At 35.6% G+C, this 19,292-nt stretch carries 17 protein-coding genes; 11 read left to right on the top strand and 6 right to left on the bottom strand.

What is annotated here, in order from left to right; translation table 11 throughout:
- The first annotated feature begins 2 nt into the window (after nt 1-2).
- The 3 genes from nrfA (at nt 3) to ccsA (ending at nt 3,570) form a co-directional block, all read left to right on the top strand.
- Complete coding sequence (gene nrfA / locus RA0C_RS05685) at nt 3-1,469, top strand: ammonia-forming cytochrome c nitrite reductase (protein WP_004917246.1); 1,467 nt, start codon at nt 3-5, stop codon at nt 1,467-1,469.
- 77 nt (nt 1,470-1,546) lie between these two features.
- Nucleotides 1,547-2,773, top strand: coding sequence for a cytochrome c biogenesis protein ResB (locus RA0C_RS05680; RefSeq protein ID WP_004917249.1), 1,227 nt, complete (start codon nt 1,547-1,549; stop codon nt 2,771-2,773).
- 2 nt (nt 2,774-2,775) lie between these two features.
- Entirely contained in the window at nt 2,776-3,570 is a 795-nt protein-coding gene (gene ccsA, locus RA0C_RS05675; RefSeq protein WP_004917251.1) for a cytochrome c biogenesis protein CcsA, read from the top strand.
- 62 nt (nt 3,571-3,632) lie between these two features.
- Here the strand turns inward: ccsA and RA0C_RS05670 are convergent, their stop codons facing one another.
- The 6 genes from RA0C_RS05670 to RA0C_RS05645 all read right to left on the bottom strand — a co-directional run bounded on the left by RA0C_RS05670 (nt 3,633) and on the right by RA0C_RS05645 (nt 10,233).
- Entirely contained in the window at nt 3,633-4,841 is a 1,209-nt protein-coding gene (locus RA0C_RS05670; protein ID WP_004917252.1) for a BaiN/RdsA family NAD(P)/FAD-dependent oxidoreductase, read from the bottom strand.
- A 43-nt stretch (nt 4,842-4,884) separates the two neighbouring features.
- On the bottom strand, nt 4,885-5,745 hold the full coding sequence (locus tag RA0C_RS05665) for a hypothetical protein (RefSeq protein WP_004917253.1): 861 nt from the start codon (nt 5,743-5,745) through the stop codon (nt 4,885-4,887).
- Nucleotides 5,746-5,749: 4 nt separating this feature from the next.
- The gene (locus RA0C_RS05660; protein ID WP_004917263.1) at nt 5,750-6,148 is read right to left on the bottom strand and encodes an ExbD/TolR family protein; all 399 of its coding nucleotides are present in this window, start codon (nt 6,146-6,148) and stop codon (nt 5,750-5,752) included.
- A 16-nt stretch (nt 6,149-6,164) separates the two neighbouring features.
- Nucleotides 6,165-6,845, bottom strand: a complete 681-nt coding sequence (locus RA0C_RS05655; RefSeq protein WP_013446946.1) for a MotA/TolQ/ExbB proton channel family protein — start codon at nt 6,843-6,845, stop codon at nt 6,165-6,167.
- Nucleotides 6,846-6,942: 97 nt separating this feature from the next.
- Nucleotides 6,943-7,398 carry a hypothetical protein gene (locus RA0C_RS05650; protein WP_004917268.1) on the bottom strand — a complete coding sequence of 152 codons (456 nt, stop codon included), beginning with the start codon at nt 7,396-7,398 and terminating at the stop codon, nt 6,943-6,945.
- Between the two features lie 159 nt (nt 7,399-7,557).
- Complete coding sequence (locus RA0C_RS05645) at nt 7,558-10,233, bottom strand: carboxypeptidase regulatory-like domain-containing protein (RefSeq protein ID WP_004917270.1); 2,676 nt, start codon at nt 10,231-10,233, stop codon at nt 7,558-7,560.
- A 173-nt stretch (nt 10,234-10,406) separates the two neighbouring features.
- On the opposite strand from RA0C_RS05645, the gene RA0C_RS05640 reads away from it, so the two are divergent.
- From RA0C_RS05640 to RA0C_RS05605, 8 genes are all read left to right on the top strand, one after another.
- Entirely contained in the window at nt 10,407-11,273 is an 867-nt protein-coding gene (locus RA0C_RS05640) for an NAD kinase (protein WP_004917271.1), read from the top strand.
- A gap of 55 nt (nt 11,274-11,328) precedes the next feature.
- The gene (gene fbaA / locus RA0C_RS05635) at nt 11,329-12,399 is read left to right on the top strand and encodes a class II fructose-bisphosphate aldolase (RefSeq protein ID WP_004917273.1); all 1,071 of its coding nucleotides are present in this window, start codon (nt 11,329-11,331) and stop codon (nt 12,397-12,399) included.
- 115 nt (nt 12,400-12,514) lie between these two features.
- The gene (accD, locus tag RA0C_RS05630; protein ID WP_004917274.1) at nt 12,515-13,366 is read left to right on the top strand and encodes an acetyl-CoA carboxylase, carboxyltransferase subunit beta; all 852 of its coding nucleotides are present in this window, start codon (nt 12,515-12,517) and stop codon (nt 13,364-13,366) included.
- Between the two features lie 80 nt (nt 13,367-13,446).
- On the top strand, nt 13,447-13,971 hold the full coding sequence (locus RA0C_RS05625; RefSeq protein ID WP_004917275.1) for a DUF6973 domain-containing protein: 525 nt from the start codon (nt 13,447-13,449) through the stop codon (nt 13,969-13,971).
- 48 nt (nt 13,972-14,019) lie between these two features.
- Nucleotides 14,020-15,048, top strand: a complete 1,029-nt coding sequence (locus tag RA0C_RS05620; protein WP_004917278.1) for an ABC transporter substrate-binding protein — start codon at nt 14,020-14,022, stop codon at nt 15,046-15,048.
- A 1-nt stretch (nt 15,049) separates the two neighbouring features.
- Nucleotides 15,050-16,060 carry a FecCD family ABC transporter permease gene (locus RA0C_RS05615; RefSeq protein ID WP_004917279.1) on the top strand — a complete coding sequence of 337 codons (1,011 nt, stop codon included), beginning with the start codon at nt 15,050-15,052 and terminating at the stop codon, nt 16,058-16,060.
- Nucleotides 16,051-16,824, top strand: coding sequence for an ABC transporter ATP-binding protein (locus tag RA0C_RS05610; RefSeq protein WP_004917281.1), 774 nt, complete (start codon nt 16,051-16,053; stop codon nt 16,822-16,824). The genes RA0C_RS05615 and RA0C_RS05610 overlap by 10 nt, the downstream gene beginning before the upstream one ends.
- Before the next feature lie 33 nt (nt 16,825-16,857).
- Nucleotides 16,858-19,203 carry a TonB-dependent receptor gene (locus tag RA0C_RS05605; protein ID WP_004917283.1) on the top strand — a complete coding sequence of 782 codons (2,346 nt, stop codon included), beginning with the start codon at nt 16,858-16,860 and terminating at the stop codon, nt 19,201-19,203.
- Nucleotides 19,204-19,292 lie beyond the last annotated feature (89 nt).

The raw sequence follows: 19,292 nt of genomic DNA, 5'->3' as shown, positions 1-19,292 counted from the left end.
TTATGAAACGCAAGAGTTGGTTAATTGTAGGAATTTTAGGAGTGGTTATTTTTGGTTTGGGGATGCTTGCTAATTCTATTATGCAGAGAAAGGCAGAGTCTATGCATCTTTCTAAAGCTAATAATAATATTAAAGATTTTGAATCTAGAAATGAAATTTGGGGAGATTCTTACCCTCGTGAGTATGAGTCTTGGGCAAAAACGGCAGACACTACTTTTAGATCTAAACATATGAGTAGTAATGCTGATGATTTGCTAGAAGAAAGACCAGAAATGGTAATCCTTTGGGCAGGATATGCTTTTGCAAAAGATTATAAAGCACCTAGAGGACACTTCTATTCAGTGAAAGATGTGGTGGGTACTTTAAGAACAGGTGCTCCTGATGCTAATCATCCAGATGTGCAGCCAGGAACTTGTTGGACTTGTAAAAGCCCTGATGTACCAAGAATGATGAACCAAATGGGAGTAGAAAACTTCTATAAAGCTAAATGGTCTCAGCTTGGAAGCGATGTGGTAAACCCTATTGGTTGTGCAGATTGCCACGACCCTAAGACTATGAATTTAACCATTACTCGCCCTGCATTGGTAGAGGCTTATCAAAGAATGGGTAAAGATATTAAGAAAGCAACACACCAAGAGATGCGTTCTTTAGTTTGTGCACAGTGTCATGTGGAGTATTACTTTAAAGGAGATAATAAATACCTTACTTTCCCTTGGGATAAAGGTATGTCTCTAGAAAATATGGAGGAATATTATGATAATGCAAAACATGTGGACTTTGTACATAAGTTGAGTAAAGCACCTATTCTAAAAGCTCAGCACCCAGATTTTGAAGTTTATAATTTAGGTATCCATGCTCAGAGAGGAGTATCTTGTGCGGACTGCCATATGCCATATAAGTCAGAAGGAGGGGTTAAATATACAGACCACCACATTTCTAGTCCATTAGCTAATATCAATAATACTTGTCAGGTTTGTCATAGAGAGTCAGAAACTACTCTTGCTCAAAATGTGTACGAAAGACAGGATATGGTATTCCAGCTTAGAAATAGATTAGAAAAACAGTTAGCAAAAGTTCACTTAATGGCTAAATTCCTTTGGGATAATAATGCTACAGAGCAAGAGATGAAGCCTGTTTTAGACCTTATCAGAAAATCACAATGGAGATGGGATTTCATTACTGCATCACACGGAGCGGCGTTCCACGCACCACTAGAATCTCAGCGTATTTTGGGTGATGGTCTTTACCTAGCGGTACAAGCTGAAGCGAAGATGAATGATATTTCTAACAAGAAAAATATTAGTGGTAAGTTTGTAATGCCAGATGTAAGTACTAAAGCTAAAGCACAAAAATTCATTGGTTTAGATATACCTAAAGAGTCAGCTGCTAAAGCACAGTTTATGAAAACAGTAGTTCCAGAATGGTTGAAGAAAGCAAAAGCTAAGGGAGTTCTGGTAAAAGATAAATAAGACTAATAATATTAAGCTCCCACATTTCTAGTTGAAGTTGTGGGAGTTTTTATGTTTATGAAATAGATAGAATTGATATGAAATTTGAAAATACATTAACTAGTAGAACTCAGTTTAGAGATGCCTTAATTATCAATTTAGGGTTGTTGGTGTTGGGAGTTCTTCTTCAGTATTTTTTAGGAAATATTCCTAAACAGTATGTTTCGTTTCCATATAATATAGGGGCTGGTGTAGGCTTTGTATTGGTATGGACGCTTATTTTTTATTTCTTCAAGCAGAAGAAAATCATTAGTTTGCTAGATAGCTCACCGTTTGCTATTGTAACTACTATTGTTTTAGGCTTTTTGAGTATAGGTTTGGGCGTATTTAATGTAGCTCCAGAATCTACTTATTATAATACACTTAACAAGTTGGGTGTTAATCAGATTACGACTACGTGGTATTTTGCTTTAATTTTCTTTATTCTGTTGGTCAATTTGTGGTTGAGTATTCTCAAGAGGGCTTTGGTTTTTCAAGCGAAAAACATCACTTTTTTACTCAATCATTTTGGGTTATGGTTAGCTTTATTTGCTGGAGTTTTAGGTCAAGGCGATCTTACGAAACTTAAAATGACTCTGCAAGATGGTCGTCCCGAATGGAGAGCAGTAGATGAGAATGGGCATGTGGTAGAGCTACCACTAGCACTTGAACTCAAGAAGTTTGAGATGGAGATTTACCCTAACAAGCTATTTCTTATAGATGAAAAAGGGGAAACTTTACCAAAGTCTAAACCAGACGGCTTTATGTTGGAAAAGATAGGGGCAATACATACTTTTGAAGATTGGGAAGTAAAACTGGTAGAATATGTACAGAATGCAGTTATTGTTAGAGAGAACACTTACGCTAAAAATCCAATGTGGGGAGCAACTAATGCGGCTAAAGTTATTGTAAAAAATAAAAAAACACAGGAGCAAAAAGAAGAGTGGATTTCTTGCGGAAACTTTATGTTTCCACCTAAAGCTATCAAGCTAAGCGAAAATAGAACCTTGGTAATGTCGCCACCAGAGGCTAAAAAATATCAGTCCGATGTTTTAATTTACCAAAAAGAAAGCTCAAAAGTGGAGGAAGGTAAAATATTGGTTAATCAGCCGCTAGAAGTTAATGGTTGGAAAATCTATCAAGTCAGCTATAACGAAAACTTAGGGCGATGGTCAGATATTAGTGTGTTAGAATTGGTGCTAGACCCGTGGTTACCGTTAGTGTATATAGGTATTTTTATACTTATGTTGGGTACTATTAGTTTTTTATTTCAAAATCGTAAGTAATTATGTGGGGTGTATTTAGTTATATTGTATTTTCTTTATTGATATTGTGGGTAACCTCAGGGGTTTTATTATTTTTCAAAAAGAAACCATTGGTTAATTTAGCATTAGGACTTCACTTGGTGGGGATTATTGTTTTAGGATATTTTATCTCCAATTTATGGATAACCCTAGAGAGACCACCTTTGCGTACCTTAGCAGAAACTAGAATTTGGTATGCCTTTTTTATCTCGGTAATAGGTTGGGTATTGTATTTTTTATACAAACAAAAATGGATTTTGCACTATGCTATCGTCATGGCGGGAGTTTTTACTCTGATTACCTATTTTAACCCTGATACTATCAATAAAACATTGATGCCTGCTTTACATAGCGTTTGGTTTATTCCACATGTGGTGGTGTATATATTTGCTTATGCGATGTTTGGTATGGCGACATTAGTAGCCGTTTTTGGGCTTTACCGTTATTACAAAAAAGAACAAGTAGGAGAGACGGTGCAACTGATGAACCAGTTGGTAAATGTAGGTTATGGCTTTTTAACATTAGGACTTCTGTTCGGAGCATTATGGGCAAAGGAAGCGTGGGGACATTATTGGACTTGGGACCCTAAAGAAACTTGGGCATTTATAAGTTGGTTAGGATATTTGGTGTATATTCACTACAGATTTAAGTTTAAAAACGAAGAAAGTACGATGCCGTTTTATATTATCATAGTGGCATTCTTGTTATTGTTGGTATGTTGGTTTGGAGTTAATTACCTGCCAACCGCACAGAATAGTGTACATACTTATACAGGATAAAACTTTTGAACAGAATGATAATAAAAAGAACCGAGATGTGTATTTTCTCGGTTCTTTTAGTTTTATATCGAATTAAGGTCTTGTGCGATGAGCCACGCTTCGCTCCAACAGGCTTGAAAGTTGAATCCTCCAGTAACGGCATCTATATCCAAAACTTCTCCTGCAATGTAAAAGTTAGGAAGTATTTTAGATTTCATATTTTTAAAATCAATTTCTTTTAGATAGACGCCTCCAGCGGTTACAAATTCTTCCTTGAATGTAGATTTTCCTGTTACGGAAAGCTTCTTTTTACAGAGGTTTTCTATGATAGTTTGTGTTTCTTTTGCGGAGAGGTGAGCCCATTGTTTTTCGGAGTTGATACGAGAAACAGCTAAAACGCTTTGCCAAAAACGATTGGTAACCTCAAAAGGTTTTCCTTGGCTTAATGTTTTCTTTGGGTGGTTTTGTTTAAATTCTTGGATGAGAGTTTCGGCATCATTAGGTGAAATTCCAACGAAATTAACTTCAATACTAAAATTATAGTTTAAGTCATTTAGCCTTCTAGCTTCCCAAGCCGATAGTTTTAAAATGGCAGGTCCGCTAAGTCCCCAGTGAGTAATAAGTAAAGCTCCTGCTTCTTTGGATTTTAGTTCTGGTATTCTCACTTCTGCTGATGGGAAGCTAGTACCTGAAAGCCCTTCTAGTAAGTCATCTTTGATGTTAAAGGTAAATAAAGAAGGGACGGGCTTTACAATAGTATGTCCTAAGCTTTCCATTAGCCTTAATGCTTTAGGAGAGCTACCTGTACAGAAAATCACAATATCTGCTAAGAAAGATTCACCATTAGTAATAATGAGATATTGATGGTCTTGCTTAGAGATAGATTTTACTGTAGTTTTGGTATGGATTTCAATATTTTTCTCTTTGGTAGAAGAAAATAAGCAGTCGATAATAGTTTGGGAGCGGTTAGATTCTGGGAAGATTCTATTATCGTCTTCAATCTTCAACGAAATACCTCGTTCTGAAAACCAAGCCATAGTATCACCAGGTTGAAATTTACTAAAAACACTTCTAAGTTCCTTATGACCTCGTGGATAAAATTGAACTAAATCTCTAGCATCAAAACAAGCGTGGGTTACATTACAGCGTCCGCCTCCTGATATTTTTACTTTCTGTAAAACTTCTGCATTTTGTTCTAGTATGCAGACATCATATTTTGAGGTGTCTATATTAGCTGCCGAAAAAAATCCTGAAGCTCCGCCTCCTATAATAACTATATTGGGTTTATTCATCTTGAATTTCCTTATATCCTAAAATCCTTTTATTGATTTGGCTTTAGAAAGTGATTTTGTAAGTGCCTGTAGAAGAAGTGCTAGCTCTTTCTGCTTTTACATATTTCTTTACCCACTCTATGGTTGTGTTTACGGCACAAGGGTCTGTAATACCGCCACTTCGTCTAGCCGAAATTACATTGCCCGCTTTATCTACCACATAAGAGATGCTAATGGTGCCTGAGGCAGAACACTGGTGGGTCGGCTGTGAACCACCACGCCCCATAGTTCCAGGTATAAATCCGATTAACTTTCGGTCTATGCCGATTTTACTATCGCCATTGCTATCGCCACCTAGTGGGTCTCCTGAATTGCCGGAAGTGTTTTGGGAGTTTCCTTGAGCTCCTTTGTTGGCACCTCGCCCTCTGATGAGGTTGCCAATAGCCTCGTTACCTCTGCCATCACCTTGGTTGGTCACGGTTTTATTTTGTGTAGTGGTACTGCTTTTTTTAGGTGTCGTGGTTTCTTTCTTTTGGGTGTTTGCTGTGCTTTCTTTTGTAGGTTTAGAGGTTACTTTTTCCACCTTTTCAGCACTTGTTTTGGTATTTTGCCCTGTGATAATTTTCTCCTTTACCACTTCTTTTTTGGGCTGAGGTTCTACAGGTGTAGGTTGTATTTCTTGTATTGGTGTAGGTGCTTCGGTGGCGGATAGACTGCCCTCTTGGTTTTGGGGTTCTTCAGGCAGGTTACCCTCGTTTTGGTCTCCAAAATTGATGAGCATCGTGCTTACGACTTCCTCCTTTGGAAGTTCTCTAGTAAACGAATAAAAATACAAAGCTAAGAATACCAAAAGGCTAATCAAAAATGTGATGATGGCACTTTTGATTTGGTCTTTTCTTTCCGATGTATTTATGGTTTGGCTCATAAGTTTACTTTTCTTGTACGGTTGCAATAGCAATGTTGTAGCTGTTTCTTTCGGCGATTTCCATTACGAAAACAACATCTTTGTGCCTCGTATTTTCATCGGCTCTTATCGTAAAAGAAGGTTTGGTTTCGTTTTTCAATAAGGCATTAAGGGTAGGTTCTAGAGTTTCCTTATTTACAGCCTTATCGTTTACGAAATAGTCGCCTTCTGGGGAAATGGTAACCGAAACAGGGTCTTGTACTGCAGGAGAGCCTTCTGCTGCTTGTGGTAACTTTACTTCGATAGCACTTTGGCTAATAGCAGAGGAGGTTATCATAAAAAATATCAGCAAGAGGAAAATAATATCCGTCATAGAGGCCATACTAAACTCCGCACTTGCTCTATTTCTGCGTTTTAATTCCATAAATTAAGTTTTTAGTTTATAATGGCTTATTGATGGCATCTAGAAATTCCCCTGCGTGAATTTGTATTTTAAGCACCAAACGGTCTACTTTAGTTACGAGGATATTATAGAAGAAATAAGCAGGAATACCTACAAAAAGCCCTGCGGCAGTAGTTGCCATAGCGGTATAAATGCCTGATGCTAAAAGTTTAGGACTTACGGCTCCCGTTACATTAGAGATTTCAAAAAACGCCATAATCATACCGATTACCGTACCTAAAAAGCCTAGCATAGGAGCAGCACCAGAAGCAGAAGCTAATAAGTTGAGGTTTTTCTCAAGTTTAGACACTTCTAGGTTACCTTGGCTTTGCATCGCATTGCTAATATCACTTATAGGGCGACCTATTCTGCTAAGCCCTTTCTCTATCATTCTAGCTTCAGGGGTGTTAGAGGTCTTGCATAAATCTATAGCCGTGTCTATTTTACCTTCATAGACAAAATCTTTAATATTATTAAGGAAGTTAGGGTCGGTCTTAGCCGCTCTACGAATAAAAAAGTAGCGTTCTAGAAAGATATACAGAGCGAGTATCCCTAGTAGGAATATAGCTATCATAATCACATTAGAGATGATGCCACCTCCGAATAATATTTCCCATAGAGAAAAGACTTGCTTTTCTGTATTTGTGGTTTGAGATACCATTTGTATGCTGTCGTTCATTTTTAAAATAAATTTATGTTATACTAACGAAAAAAGCCCTGAGATATTACTTAGGCTAATTTCTCAACTTGTTTGTGATGTTATGAATTATCTTTTGTTAATCCTCTATCTCTATAGAGTCCTCCTTAAAATGGCATTTCAGTTTAAAGGAAAGTGGTTCGTCAGAATTAGTGTAAAAATCTGAAACTTCGCCTTCCCATACCAGTTGTAAAATGCCCTCGTCATTAAGGCTAAACGAAAGTTGATTGTCTAAAAGCTCTGCTTCGTCATCATCATATAAATTGATTTCTGCGTAGAGTTCTTCTTCATTATTGATGTTGAATGTTTGTCCTTCTAAAGCCTTTGATGCGATGGGGAAGTCCGAAATATTAAGTGCCAGTTGAGGGAAACGGTATTGTAAAGAGTCGTCTTCTACATGGTCCACATCCTCGCTGGTGATGAGTTCTACCTCTAATAAGATTTTATCGTTACTAAGAACCGATTTGCAATAGGTTTTACTGAAGTGATATTTCAGTGTTTCTTCTGGGTGATAGATTTTTAAAATCCCTTTCATTTTGATATGAAAATTAAATCTGTTTTTTGTTTTAGCAAAGATAATTTTTTTTATAGAAAATAAAGCTAAAAGATATAAAAAACTAGTATATAGGAGTTTTAAAAAATAATAGTTAGAGATTTCCCTAACTATTATTTAATGTAGATTGTATTTGATAATTTATTTAAAATTAAACTTTACGGTAAACATCACTTGGCTAGGTCTTATATAAACTAAACTTCTACGGATACTGTTATCTTGGGTACTTATGGTAACTGTTTCATAGAATTTGTTGTTGGTAATGTTAAGCCATTTCAACTCAAAATCTATCTTCTTTTTAGCCCAAGTGTACTGGTAAGATAGGTCATAGAAACTGTTTCTAAAGGCACTTTCTCCCAATGTTTTATAGGTATTGTCGTCCCAAACTAGACCTATGGTGTGGTTGTCCAGAGGGTAGATATAGGCAGCTAAATTATGCGACCAGTTAGAAAACTTATAAGTGGTATTGGTCTGTGCGTTTTGGTTTTTGTTCCAGCCCATAGAGATATTGTAATCTACACTAAGCCAAGAGAAGAATGTATTGTTAAACTTAGCACCCAAAGATTGGCTATTATTTTTGTTATAAATGAGGTTGCTGTTAAGCATAGAGATATTCTCAGAATCACTATTTTTAAAGCTGAAAGATAGGTTAGATTTGAACTTAGGGAAATACTTTCCTATTTCTGCACTTTGTGATTGAGAGGTGGCTGTATTGTCAAACTCCTTGACTTCAGAAATAAATGAAGCTGCATTTCTAGTTACAGAAGTAATGAGGTTTCTTTTAAGGGTACCATAGCTGTATCTTAGGTTGAAAAACAAGTTGTTAAGTGGGTTTCTATACTCTAATGTAGAACCGATGCTTTTAGAAAGATTTTCGGGCATTACATTAGATTGTGGCGCTCTGTTTACAAAGAAATCGGGCGTGTTCATCATAATTCCTTCGTAGATAGACCCAAAACTTCCGAAGCTATAATTAAGGCTTCCGTAACCTCTAATCTTCCAAAACGAAGCAAAATCGTAGTTCATAAAGAAGCTAGGTTCAAATACTGTTTTGTTAATCTCTCTATTTCTACCATTTCTTAAGAAATCTTTGTAGGAAATGCCATAGAAATTCACAGGTGCATTAAGGTAAATATTCAAGCGTTCGCCTTTATAGTTTGCCGAAAGTTTGGTGGAAGGTCTTAGCTCGTTCCACTGCATATTGTTTTGGTAATTGATGTTGTAAGGGAACAGCGTACTACCATTGATGCCATAAAGTTCCGACTCCATTTGGTTGAAATTGATGTCTAAACCTACCTCTGGGGTTAAAGTCCATTTTCCTGCACTAAATCCTACGGAAGCACTATGGTTGATTTCGGTACTTTTGATGTTTAGGTTTTGTTGTAGCCTTTGATAGCTTTGGCTATTGAAAAGTTTTTGAGAGTAGCTGCTAGGGCTAGACTCTAGTGTTTGTCTGTCATTTTTAACACTAATATAAGACATCACATTCACCAACTTTTCACCTACTGGAATAATAGAACTTAAAGAGTTTTGGAATGAATTAGTAGGAGCATAGATATTCTGTAGAGCCGCTCTACTCCCTGTGATTTCTTTTTTATTTACATCAGCATTGTTGTCGCTCCAGAAGCTGTTCCAAGTAGTTACATTCTTAAAAAATCCTTTTTTAGCATTTTTAGTGAAGATGAGTTCTCCTTTCGCTTGATTGGTGTAGAAATGGTTAAGCCTTCTAGCACTAAAGGTTTCGGTGCCGTAAGTTACCTCTTGTAAATCTTCTCTTTCTACGGCGTTATTCGTGTAGCTGGCGTTAGCCTTTAGTTCCCATTCTTTGTTTTTGAAAGGGTTGGTAAGTAAGTTAGCGGAGAAGAAATGCACATTGTTAAAGAGATAGCGTCTTTCAGGGACATCAGGGATTGCAGCGGTCTCTACGCCAATCCAGCTTTCTTGGTCTACATTGCGTCTTACGCCTTCCCAACGGTTACCAAAAGAGAGTATTCTTCCTTCTTTTTCTACACTTTCGCCTGTGTTGTTGGCTTTGTAATTAACTACCCATTGGTTCTTTTGACCAAAAAACATAGGTGTAAGTTTGGTATTCCATAATAAAGGGGAAGTCCCAACGCCTACCTCGCCTCTACCAGTCATGGTAACTTTATTTTTAAGTTTGATGTTGATGGCAGCTCTATCTGAAGGTACTTTATCTTGTAGAATCTTGACAGGTTGATGGTTTTCCATTACTTCTACCTTTTGTACAGCGTCTTTTGGAAGAGCGTTGTTTATAGTTCCATAACCACCTTCCATAAGGTCTTTGCCGTTTACATAAAACTTATTGATGGCTTCGCCTTGGTAGAGTACAGTACCATCTTTATTAACTTCTATACCTGGTATTTTCTTTAGAACATCGGCTAGAGTACGGTCGTTTTTACTTTCAAAGGCTTTTAAATCGTAAGAAATAGTGTCACCTTTTTTGGTAATCATTCTCGTTTTTAGTTTTACCTCCTTTATTTCTGTAGCTTGTGGAGAAAGACTAAAATTAAGCGTTTGGCTTTTATTAGCAATTTCTTTAACTTGGGTTTGATGATTAAATGCCTTTACCGTGAGCTTTACCTTGTCTGTGGTAGAATTTATAGTTACTTTATAACCTCCTTTGCTATCCGATAACGCATAGGTAAGAATGGCATTTTTACCTATTTCTTCCACGGTAACACTGGCACTAGGAACGGGCTGTCCTTCTGTATTGGTAATTTTACCAGAGATACTGGTTTGAGCCCAAAGTACGGCACTGAAAAACAGGAATAGGAATAATGAATGAACTCTAATCATTGGTATATAGTTTATAAATTGTTAACCTAATAAGTTGTAATTATCTAAATTTTGTTACAAGTATAAGATAAAAAGTTTAAACTGTAACCAAAACGCCTTATTTTTATAGGAATCATTAAAAAAATAATCGTATTTTTGGAGGGTCAAATTTAGTTTAATTCAGAAAGTCATCTATGAAAGCGGCCATTTACTCCCAAAAGAAAGATTTAGATACATTTCTTTATTTGAGTAAGTTTATTTCAGAGTTAGAAAAACGAGGGGTAGAGTCTGTGTTGCACGAAGGTTTATCAATAGATTTGGCTTTTTCTAAAAACTTTAGAACTTTTAATGATAAGGAAAGCCTGAAGAATGCAGGAGTAGATTTATTCTTCAGTTTTGGTGGCGATGGTACCATTCTTAATGCTCTTATCTTTATACAAGACCTAGAAATCCCCGTGATTGGTGTAAATACAGGGCGTTTGGGCTTTCTAGCTTGTTTCTCAAAAGAGGAGATTTTCCTCAATATAGATAAAATCCTAAAAGGAGAAATGCTAATCAGCAGAAGGTCTGTGATAGAAGTTTCTACTAAAGATACCGTGATAGATTTCCCTTATGCTCTAAATGATTTGAGTATCACAAGGAAGGAAACTACCTCTATGATTACGATAGACACTCATATCAATGATGAATTTCTTACTGTATTTTGGGGAGATGGTTTAGTGGTTTCTACGCCTACAGGTTCTACCGCTTATAATTTGAGTTGTGGTGGACCTATTATCTCACCGAGAGCAGATAATTTTGTGCTTACGCCTATTGCACCGCATAACCTTAATGTGCGACCTATTATCCTTAAAGATGATGTAGAAATAAAACTCACTGTAGAAAGTAGAGTGCCAGAGTTTTTATTTTCCTTAGATTCTAGGCTTTATAATGTAGGCATAGATGATGAAATTATAGTGAAGAAAGCCAATTTTGAAGTATCACTAATGATGACTAAAAGCATCAATTTCTATGAAACGCTTCGCCAGAAGCTATTATGGGGAAAAGATAAAAGAAACTAACAAGTTGAAAAGTAATTAAAAATAAATCAGTAATTAAAAGTAAAAACATTACACTATGAGTAAACTTTTTCCGGCAGGAGTTGCCACAGGTTCAATGGTTAGCGAGATTTTTCAGTACGCTAAAGAAAATAAATTTGCTTTACCAGCGGTTAATGTTATTGGTTCTAGTAACATCAACGCCACTATGGAGACAGCGGCTAAGCTTAATGCACCCGTAATCATTCAGTTTTCTAACGGTGGTGCAGTATATAACGCAGGTAAAGGTCTTAGTAACGACGGACAAAAAGCGGCTATCTTAGGAGCGGTAGCAGGTGCTAAACATATCCATACTTTGGCAGAGGCTTACGGTGCTACAGTTATCCTTCATACAGACCACTGTGCTAAGAAATTATTACCTTGGATAGATGGGTTGCTAGATGCAGGAGAGGAGTTTTATAAAGCCAATGGTAAGTCGCTTTACTCTTCTCATATGTTAGACCTTTCTGAAGAAACATTGGAGGAAAACTTAGAAATATCAGCTAAGTATTTCGAAAGAATGGCTAAAATGGATATGACACTAGAGGTAGAAATAGGCGTTACAGGAGGAGAAGAAGATGGGGTAGATAATACCGATGTAGATAATTCTAAGCTATACACTCAGCCAGAAGATGTGGCTTACACTTATGAAATCTTAAAGCAAATTTCTGACAAGTTCACTATCGCAGCAGCATTTGGTAACGTACACGGTGTGTATAAGCCAGGTAATGTGAAATTAACCCCAGAGATTTTATTAAACTCACAGAAATATGTACAAGAGAAATTTGGTACAGTAGAAAAGCCTATTAACTTCGTATTCCACGGAGGGTCTGGGTCTTCTTTAGAAGAAATAAGAGAGGCTATAGACTATGGTGTTATCAAAATGAACATTGATACTGACCTTCAGTTCGCTTACACCGAAGGTATTAGAGATTATATGTTAAACAAAATAGAGTATCTAAGAACTCAAATAGGAAACCCAGAGGGAGATGATGCTCCTAACAAGAAATTCTACGACCCTAGAGTTTGGCTAAGAAAAGGAGAAGAAACTTTCAGAAGTCGTCTAGAACAGGCATTCGAAGATTTAAACAATGTTAATACATTGAAATAAAAAAATCTTGTATTTTTGCAACATCAGTTTTACCGTGTAGAAGTGCAAATGATATAGTTAAATACACATTTCTACACGGTGCTATGAAATTAAACTTAATTTAAACAAAACGCTTATGGCATTTGATTGGTTCAGAAGAAAGGCTAAAAATATCACGACTTCTACAGAGGAAAAAAAGGACATTCCTAAAGGGCTTTGGCACAAAACACCCACAGGAAAAATTATAGAATATGATGAGCTTAAAGCCAATCAGTTTGTATCTCCAGAAGATGGTTTCCATGTAAGGATAGGAAGTAAGGAGTATTACGATATTCTTTTTGATGAAGGTAAATTTAAAGAGTTAGACGCTAAGGTAGAAAGTGTGGATATTCTTAAATTTAAAGATACCAAACCTTATACCGACCGTCTTAAGGAAGCTAAAGCTAAAACTAAACTTAACGACTCTATCCGAAATGCAGTAGGTAAAGTAAACGGTACCGAGATGGTGGTTTCTTGTATGGATTTTGCCTTTATTGGAGGGTCTTTAGGTTCTGTAATGGGGGAGAAAATTACCCGAGCAATAGATTACGCTATTAAAAATAAACTTCCGTATGTGCTTATTTGCCAGTCGGGAGGTGCAAGAATGCAAGAAGCAGCACACTCTCTAATGCAAATGGCGAAAGTACAAGCCAAGCTTGTGCATCTTTCGGAAGCAGGATTGCCTTACATTGCTTATCTTACCGACCCTACTTTTGGTGGGATTACAGCTTCGTTTGCGATGACGGCAGATGTAATCATGGCTGAACCAGGAGCTTTAATTGGTTTTGCTGGACCTAGAGTTATCAGAGAAACCATAGGGAGAGATTTGCCAGAGGGCTTCCAAACTTCGGAATTTCTGAAAGAAAAAGGGTTTGTAGATTTCATAGTAAACAGAAAAGAAGCGAAAGTACTAGTTTCTAAAACCGTGAATCTCTTAATGAATAAATAAAAATTAGAGTTTATATTTTCGATAAACCTCGTTAACTTTTAGAAATTAACGAGGTTTATTTTTTAATATTTAAATATATTATGAAAACACCTTTGTTGTTTTTAAGTGCTTTTAGGCAACTATCTTTCCTAAAAATATTACAGGTTTTAGGGTTGTTTATAAGGCAACCGTTGTTTTTTGTTTTGGCTGTTTATGCGAGTCTAAAGGCATATCGTATCGCTCAGAAAAAATATCCTCTTACAGCGGGTACTAATGGTAAAGGGAATGCCTTTCGCCACGCCTTTTGGAACTGTTTGGTGCTAATGTATTGTTGTAAAGTGTCTTCTCCACAGAAGGCTTTGGCATTTTGTGAAACTTTTACCAATCTGCACGAAGAACTCTTCCCTAACCAGCCACTAGAAAAAGCAATGGATTTGCATAATAATAAAGTGGGGAGAGATTATTTTATGAGTTTGCTGAAGGGGATTCATCGTCAGTTTTTTGAAACATCTTTCTTTGTGGAGGAATTGAAAGTTAAAGCTAATAACGCAAGATTGATAACTAGATTAGAAGATGATTTTGGTGATGGATTAGTCTATGTTCCTGATAATAATCAGTATTCATAAAAATAATAAGTGTTAACTTTGTGGCTAGGTCATATATTTCATGTAATTATGAGTTTTTTAAAGTATATTGTTTCTATTTTTCTTCTTTTCTTTTTAGGCTGTACAGAAAATAAAAATAAAATTGGAGAGGAGAGAAAACAAATATTGGTTACTGATTTTACGGGTAATAAAATAGAACTTAGTCAACCAGCGGAAAGGGTGGTGGTATTATTTGATCCTTCATTAGATGCTGTTTACATGCTAGGAGCGAGCGAGAAGTTAGTGGGAGTACCAGTAGAAGTGTATTCTGATGAGGAATTGTACCAATATTATGCAGCTATAGATGAACGAATTTTAGAAAAGAAAATGGCAACGCCAGGAACTAAAAAATCTTCAAATATAGAAAGTATAGTTGCTTTAAACCCTGATTTGGTAGTTTTAGCAGGAAGTTCAGAGAGTTTTGTGAAAAATCTTAGTAAACTCAATATACCAGTTTATAATGTAAAGTCGGAGACTTATGATGATATTTTAAAGGAGTTACAAGATTTAGGAAAACTTTTGGGAAAAGAAGAACGAAGTAAGAGCCTGGTGGATTTTACAAAGGCAAAATTTGAGTCTATTAAAAATAGGAGAAGTAAAAATAATAAAGCTCTCAAGACAGCTTACTTTGCTTGGGCTAATGGGCGTATATTTTCTACTACAGGCACCAATAGTATGATGCATACTTGCCTTGAGTTAGCGGGAGTTAAAAATGTATGCACAACACCTATAGATCAACCTAATATTAACCCTGAAACTTTTGTAAGTTGGAATCCATATATGGTAATTATGTGGAATGATAGTCCTAATCTTTTTTACGATAAGAAACAGTTGGAAGGGGTAACCGCAATAAAAGAAAGGCAGATATATACACTAATGCCAATGTTTTATTATAATCCGCATACTCTTAAGGCACTACTTACTACTTTGAAGATAAATTTTTGGGCTTATGGGGAATTAACTCAAGAAGACTTGGGTAAGGAGGTGGAAGATATACTACAAACACTCTATGGGAAAGATAAAGGGGGTAAATTGTATAAAAAATTAAATAATCATTGATTTGAGTAATAAAGTTGTTCGTATTTTATTTTATGTATTACCTTTTCCTATCATCATTATATCCTTGTTTGTGGGAGCCAGTCAGCAAGCGGGCTTTGTTGACTATGTGATTCTTTTATACAAAAAATACATTGCACTAAACTTAACAAATGTAGAAGAGCAGGAACTCAACATAGCCAATAATATTATTTTTAATATACGACTTCCGAGGGTATTGCTCACATTTATGATAGGTAGTGCATTGTCTAGCTCAGGTGTTGTATTACAGGCAGTTTTAAGAAATCCACTCGTGGATTCGTATATTTTGGGGATTTCATCAGCGGCAGCTTTTGGTGCTGCATTGGCTATGTTTTTAGGTTGGTATATTAACCTTTTAGCTTTTATAATGGGTGCTGTAGCTGTGATAATCACATTTCTAATAGCTAAAGGTAGAGAGGGGGCAAGTATAGTTTCAGTGGTTCTTTCAGGAATGATTATCTCAGGAATGTTTACAGCTCTGCTTAGTGTGGTACAATACTTAGCGAACCCTTATCAGTTATCAGCAATAGTTCAATGGACAATGGGGAATCTTCATGCTGCAACATGGGCAGAGGTACAACAGTCTTATATTCCAATTATTATAGGTATTGTAGGTATCTATCTATTTAGGTGGAGACTTAATTTGTTGGCATTAGGGGATGTGGCGGCTAAATCTGTTGGAGTTAATCCTCTTTTTGATAAACTCTTTTTAATAACTATGGTTACTTTAATGACAGCAACATCTGTGGCAGTAGCTGGGATTATTAGTATGTATGGACTATTTCTTCCACATATCGTAAGAATGATTTTAGGGGCAGATAATAAAGAGGTTGTTAAAGGGAGTATTTTTTTTGGAGGGGCTTTTTTGTTGATTATTGATAATATCTCTAGATCTTTATTTGAATTTGAGTTACCTATTGGGATATTTACAATGATAATAGGAGGGCTTTTCTTTATTTATTTAATGAAAAAAAATAAGCTGAATTGGAGTTGATTACAGATGCTATTTATGTGAAAAATTTAGAGTTTTCTTATAGAGATAGAGAGGTTATAAGCAAAGCCAATGTGTCTTTTAAGAAAAACCAGCTATCTATTTTACTAGGAGCTAATGGCAGTGGTAAATCTACATTGTTTAATATCTTGTCAGGACTTATTTCTAAATATAATGGAGAAATAGAGCTTTTGGGTAAAGATTTTAGTTGTATTTCTAGGAAGGAAAAAGCTGAAATGATAGGTGTGCTACCTCAGAAATTTGAGTCAACATTTCCGCTAACGGTTAATGATATTTTACTTACGGGGAGAGCGGCTTTCTCAAGATTTAACTACACACAAAATGATGAGAAACGAGTTTTAGAAGTAGCAGAGCAGCTAAAAATTTCAGAATTACTTCATAAATCATTTAATACTCTTTCGGGAGGGCAGCAACAGATGGTTCTTATCGGAAGAATTTTGGTTCAGAATCCTAAAATCATCCTTTTAGATGAACCTACTAACCATTTAGATATTTACTATCAACAACATTTATTAGCCTTTTTAAAAAAACTAACGCAGGAAGGGTACACTGTAATTGCGATAATGCATGATCCAGCATTGGCTTTTCAGTACGCAGATGAGGTGTTTTATATGCATTGTGGAAGAGTTGTTAAAAATACAGATGCAAAGCCAGACTTGGAAATGTTAAAATTCATATTTGGAGTGGACTTTATCTATATAAAAGAAAAAAATAATGGTCATTTAGTAGTAAATAAGAACCTATAATTGTAATGTAAATCAATATAATAAAACTATATAATGAAGAAGATTTTTAATTTTATTGCGGCGATTTCGTTTTGTGGAGCTTATGCTCAAACCACAACGGTTTTAGAAGGGGTAATTACTAACAGAGAAGGAGTGCCTATTAGTGGGGCTAAAGTATCTGTTAAGAATCAAACATCTTTAACGGATGAGATGGGGAGGTACAGAATTACCTTATCAGGGGATAAAACCTACCACTTAACAGTAACGGCATCTCGTTATGAGACAGAAACATTCGTATTAGAGCAAACTTCAGGTACGTTTACTAAAGATTTTCAGTTGGTATGGAATGATACAGTTTCTATTCCTGAAATAGTTATGAGTAGAGAGCGAAAACTTCAAGTAAATAAGCTAGATATTAAAAACCTAGAAGCACCTATGTCGGTTAGTGTTTTGAATAATGAACTAATGAGACAAATGGATGTGCAAACAATGGAAGATGCAGCACGAAATTTTGTAGGAATCAATCCTGTTAATCAATTTGGAGCCTTTCAGTTTTTCAATATCAGAGGGTTTGATAATTTTGTATTGCTATATGATGGCGTTAGAGACGAAAGACATAATATAACACAGAGTGCTCCCATTACTAATATTGCTAGTGTAGAGCGAATAGAAGTACTTAAAGGACCATCTGGAGAGTTATTTGGGCATTCTGCACTAGGGGGAATTATTAATGTTATTCGTAAAAAGCCTACCGAAAGTTTTAGAGGAAATGCATCGGCTTCCATAGGAAGTTACAACACTTATAATTTTCTATTTGGAGTGGGTGGGTCTTTGTCTAAAAAAATGAGATACCGTTTTGATTTGAGTAGCAATAAAACAGATGGCTGGAGAAATGTAAAGGGAGATGCAAATAATGCTTCATTAACTTTACAGTACTTACTTAATAGTAGAACACAGATAGAGCTATTTGCACAATATAATAAAGATAATTATGCAGCAGATGCTGGTGTTCCTGCAGATAATCAAGGTTATATATTAAAAGGGTTATCTCCTTCTATGAACTTTAATAATCCGAATGATTTTGTAACTAATGAAAAAAAGGAAATTCAATTATCATTCAAGCATTCATTCTCTAAGGATACCAAGTTTGTTAATACACTATCTTACTATGACGATAATATTAACTATCTAGCAGATGAGGTTATATTCATCAATCCTCAAAAAATGACTTATTCGCGTTATAATGGTCCGTTTCATTTTAATCATTTTACGAAGCCGTGGAGCAATCAAATGACACTTAACTTTAAGTTTGATACTTATGGTATTAAACATAAAGCTCTTGTGGGAAGTGTAGCTTCTTTTCTTAATAGAAAAACATTGTACGGGGATATCTCTAGTTTAGAAACTCCAATAGACGTGCCTATTTCAAGTCAAATAAGCAACTATAGTGAGAGACAAGTAAACATCGCAAGGATATTTCAAATGAATGAGTTTCTCTTAGGAACCTATTTTCATGATTGGGTAGAATTTTCGGATAGAATAAAAATGCTCCTAGGAGTAAGGTATGATTATTTTGATGGAGTTTATTCTAGAAGAAGAGGAATAAACGAGCCTCAGAATAAATATAGAGACCAATTTAATAATGTATCTTATAGAGTGGGGCTTTCAGTTCAGCCAGTAAAAGACTTATTGAGTATTTATGCGTCAGCATCTAACTTTTTTAAACCTACTCGTTCTCATGACCATAGAACGGGGAATAGATTTATTCCAGAGCGAGGTTTTCAGGCAGAAACAGGTTTGAAGTTAGAGAAAAAGAACTTGTTTAATGTATCTATGTCGGGCTTCTTTATCAGAAAAAACAATGTTATAGTAGGGCATTATGTGCTCTCACAAATGGGTGGAGCAGAGTCTAAAGGTCTAGAAGTAGATGCTGAGGTAACACCAACTAAAGGGCTTTATATTAAAGCAGGATATGCTTATACAGATACAAAGTTTATATCCAAAGGGAATGAAAATAATGATATTGTAGGTAACTCGTTACCGTGGGTACCTAAAAACACATTTAATTCTTGGGTGAATTATGAGTTTCAAGAGCACATAAAAGGGTTAGGGTTAGGTTTAGGAGTTTATTATAATGATAAAATATATCAAAACCAATATAATGACCAAACTTTACCTAGCTATCTTCTAGTGAATGGGGCGGTATATTACAGAGCAAAGAATAATATGAAAGTTTCATTTAATGTAGAAAATTTATTTAATAATCTATATATGAGAAGTGCTCTGTCTAGAAATGATTTATATAGTAATGATCCTGCGGTAGAAATGTATCAATCTGTAATGCAGGTTTATCCAGGAAGAGATAGAAACTTTAAGTTCACTATAGCTTATGATTTTTAATTGGTTTAAATAGTAGATTGTAAAATAAGAGTTTTATCATATTTAGGAAATAAATCTATCAAAATATTGGTTTCCTAAAAAAAATATAA

Origin of the sequence: Riemerella anatipestifer ATCC 11845 = DSM 15868 (assembly GCF_000252855.1) — a bacterium.
GTDB lineage: Bacteria > Bacteroidota > Bacteroidia > Flavobacteriales > Weeksellaceae > Riemerella > Riemerella anatipestifera.
Note: the sequence above shows the minus strand (reverse complement) of the source record. Positions and strands in the feature narration are given on the sequence as shown.

What these genes read in the sequence shown, in the direction of transcription:
- nrfA (WP_004917246.1), top strand. Translation starts at nt 3, where the DNA reads ATGAAACGCAAGAGTTGGTTAATTGTAGGAATTTTAGGAGTGGTTATT.
- RA0C_RS05680 (WP_004917249.1), top strand. Translation starts at nt 1,547, where the DNA reads ATGAAATTTGAAAATACATTAACTAGTAGAACTCAGTTTAGAGATGCC.
- ccsA (WP_004917251.1), top strand. Translation starts at nt 2,776, where the DNA reads ATGTGGGGTGTATTTAGTTATATTGTATTTTCTTTATTGATATTGTGG.
- RA0C_RS05670 (WP_004917252.1), bottom strand. Translation starts at nt 4,841, where the DNA reads ATGAATAAACCCAATATAGTTATTATAGGAGGCGGAGCTTCAGGATTT.
- RA0C_RS05665 (WP_004917253.1), bottom strand. Translation starts at nt 5,745, where the DNA reads ATGAGCCAAACCATAAATACATCGGAAAGAAAAGACCAAATCAAAAGT.
- RA0C_RS05660 (WP_004917263.1), bottom strand. Translation starts at nt 6,148, where the DNA reads ATGGAATTAAAACGCAGAAATAGAGCAAGTGCGGAGTTTAGTATGGCC.
- RA0C_RS05655 (WP_013446946.1), bottom strand. Translation starts at nt 6,845, where the DNA reads ATGAACGACAGCATACAAATGGTATCTCAAACCACAAATACAGAAAAG.
- RA0C_RS05650 (WP_004917268.1), bottom strand. Translation starts at nt 7,398, where the DNA reads ATGAAAGGGATTTTAAAAATCTATCACCCAGAAGAAACACTGAAATAT.
- RA0C_RS05645 (WP_004917270.1), bottom strand. Translation starts at nt 10,233, where the DNA reads ATGATTAGAGTTCATTCATTATTCCTATTCCTGTTTTTCAGTGCCGTA.
- RA0C_RS05640 (WP_004917271.1), top strand. Translation starts at nt 10,407, where the DNA reads ATGAAAGCGGCCATTTACTCCCAAAAGAAAGATTTAGATACATTTCTT.
- fbaA (WP_004917273.1), top strand. Translation starts at nt 11,329, where the DNA reads ATGAGTAAACTTTTTCCGGCAGGAGTTGCCACAGGTTCAATGGTTAGC.
- accD (WP_004917274.1), top strand. Translation starts at nt 12,515, where the DNA reads ATGGCATTTGATTGGTTCAGAAGAAAGGCTAAAAATATCACGACTTCT.
- RA0C_RS05625 (WP_004917275.1), top strand. Translation starts at nt 13,447, where the DNA reads ATGAAAACACCTTTGTTGTTTTTAAGTGCTTTTAGGCAACTATCTTTC.
- RA0C_RS05620 (WP_004917278.1), top strand. Translation starts at nt 14,020, where the DNA reads ATGAGTTTTTTAAAGTATATTGTTTCTATTTTTCTTCTTTTCTTTTTA.
- RA0C_RS05605 (WP_004917283.1), top strand. Translation starts at nt 16,858, where the DNA reads ATGAAGAAGATTTTTAATTTTATTGCGGCGATTTCGTTTTGTGGAGCT.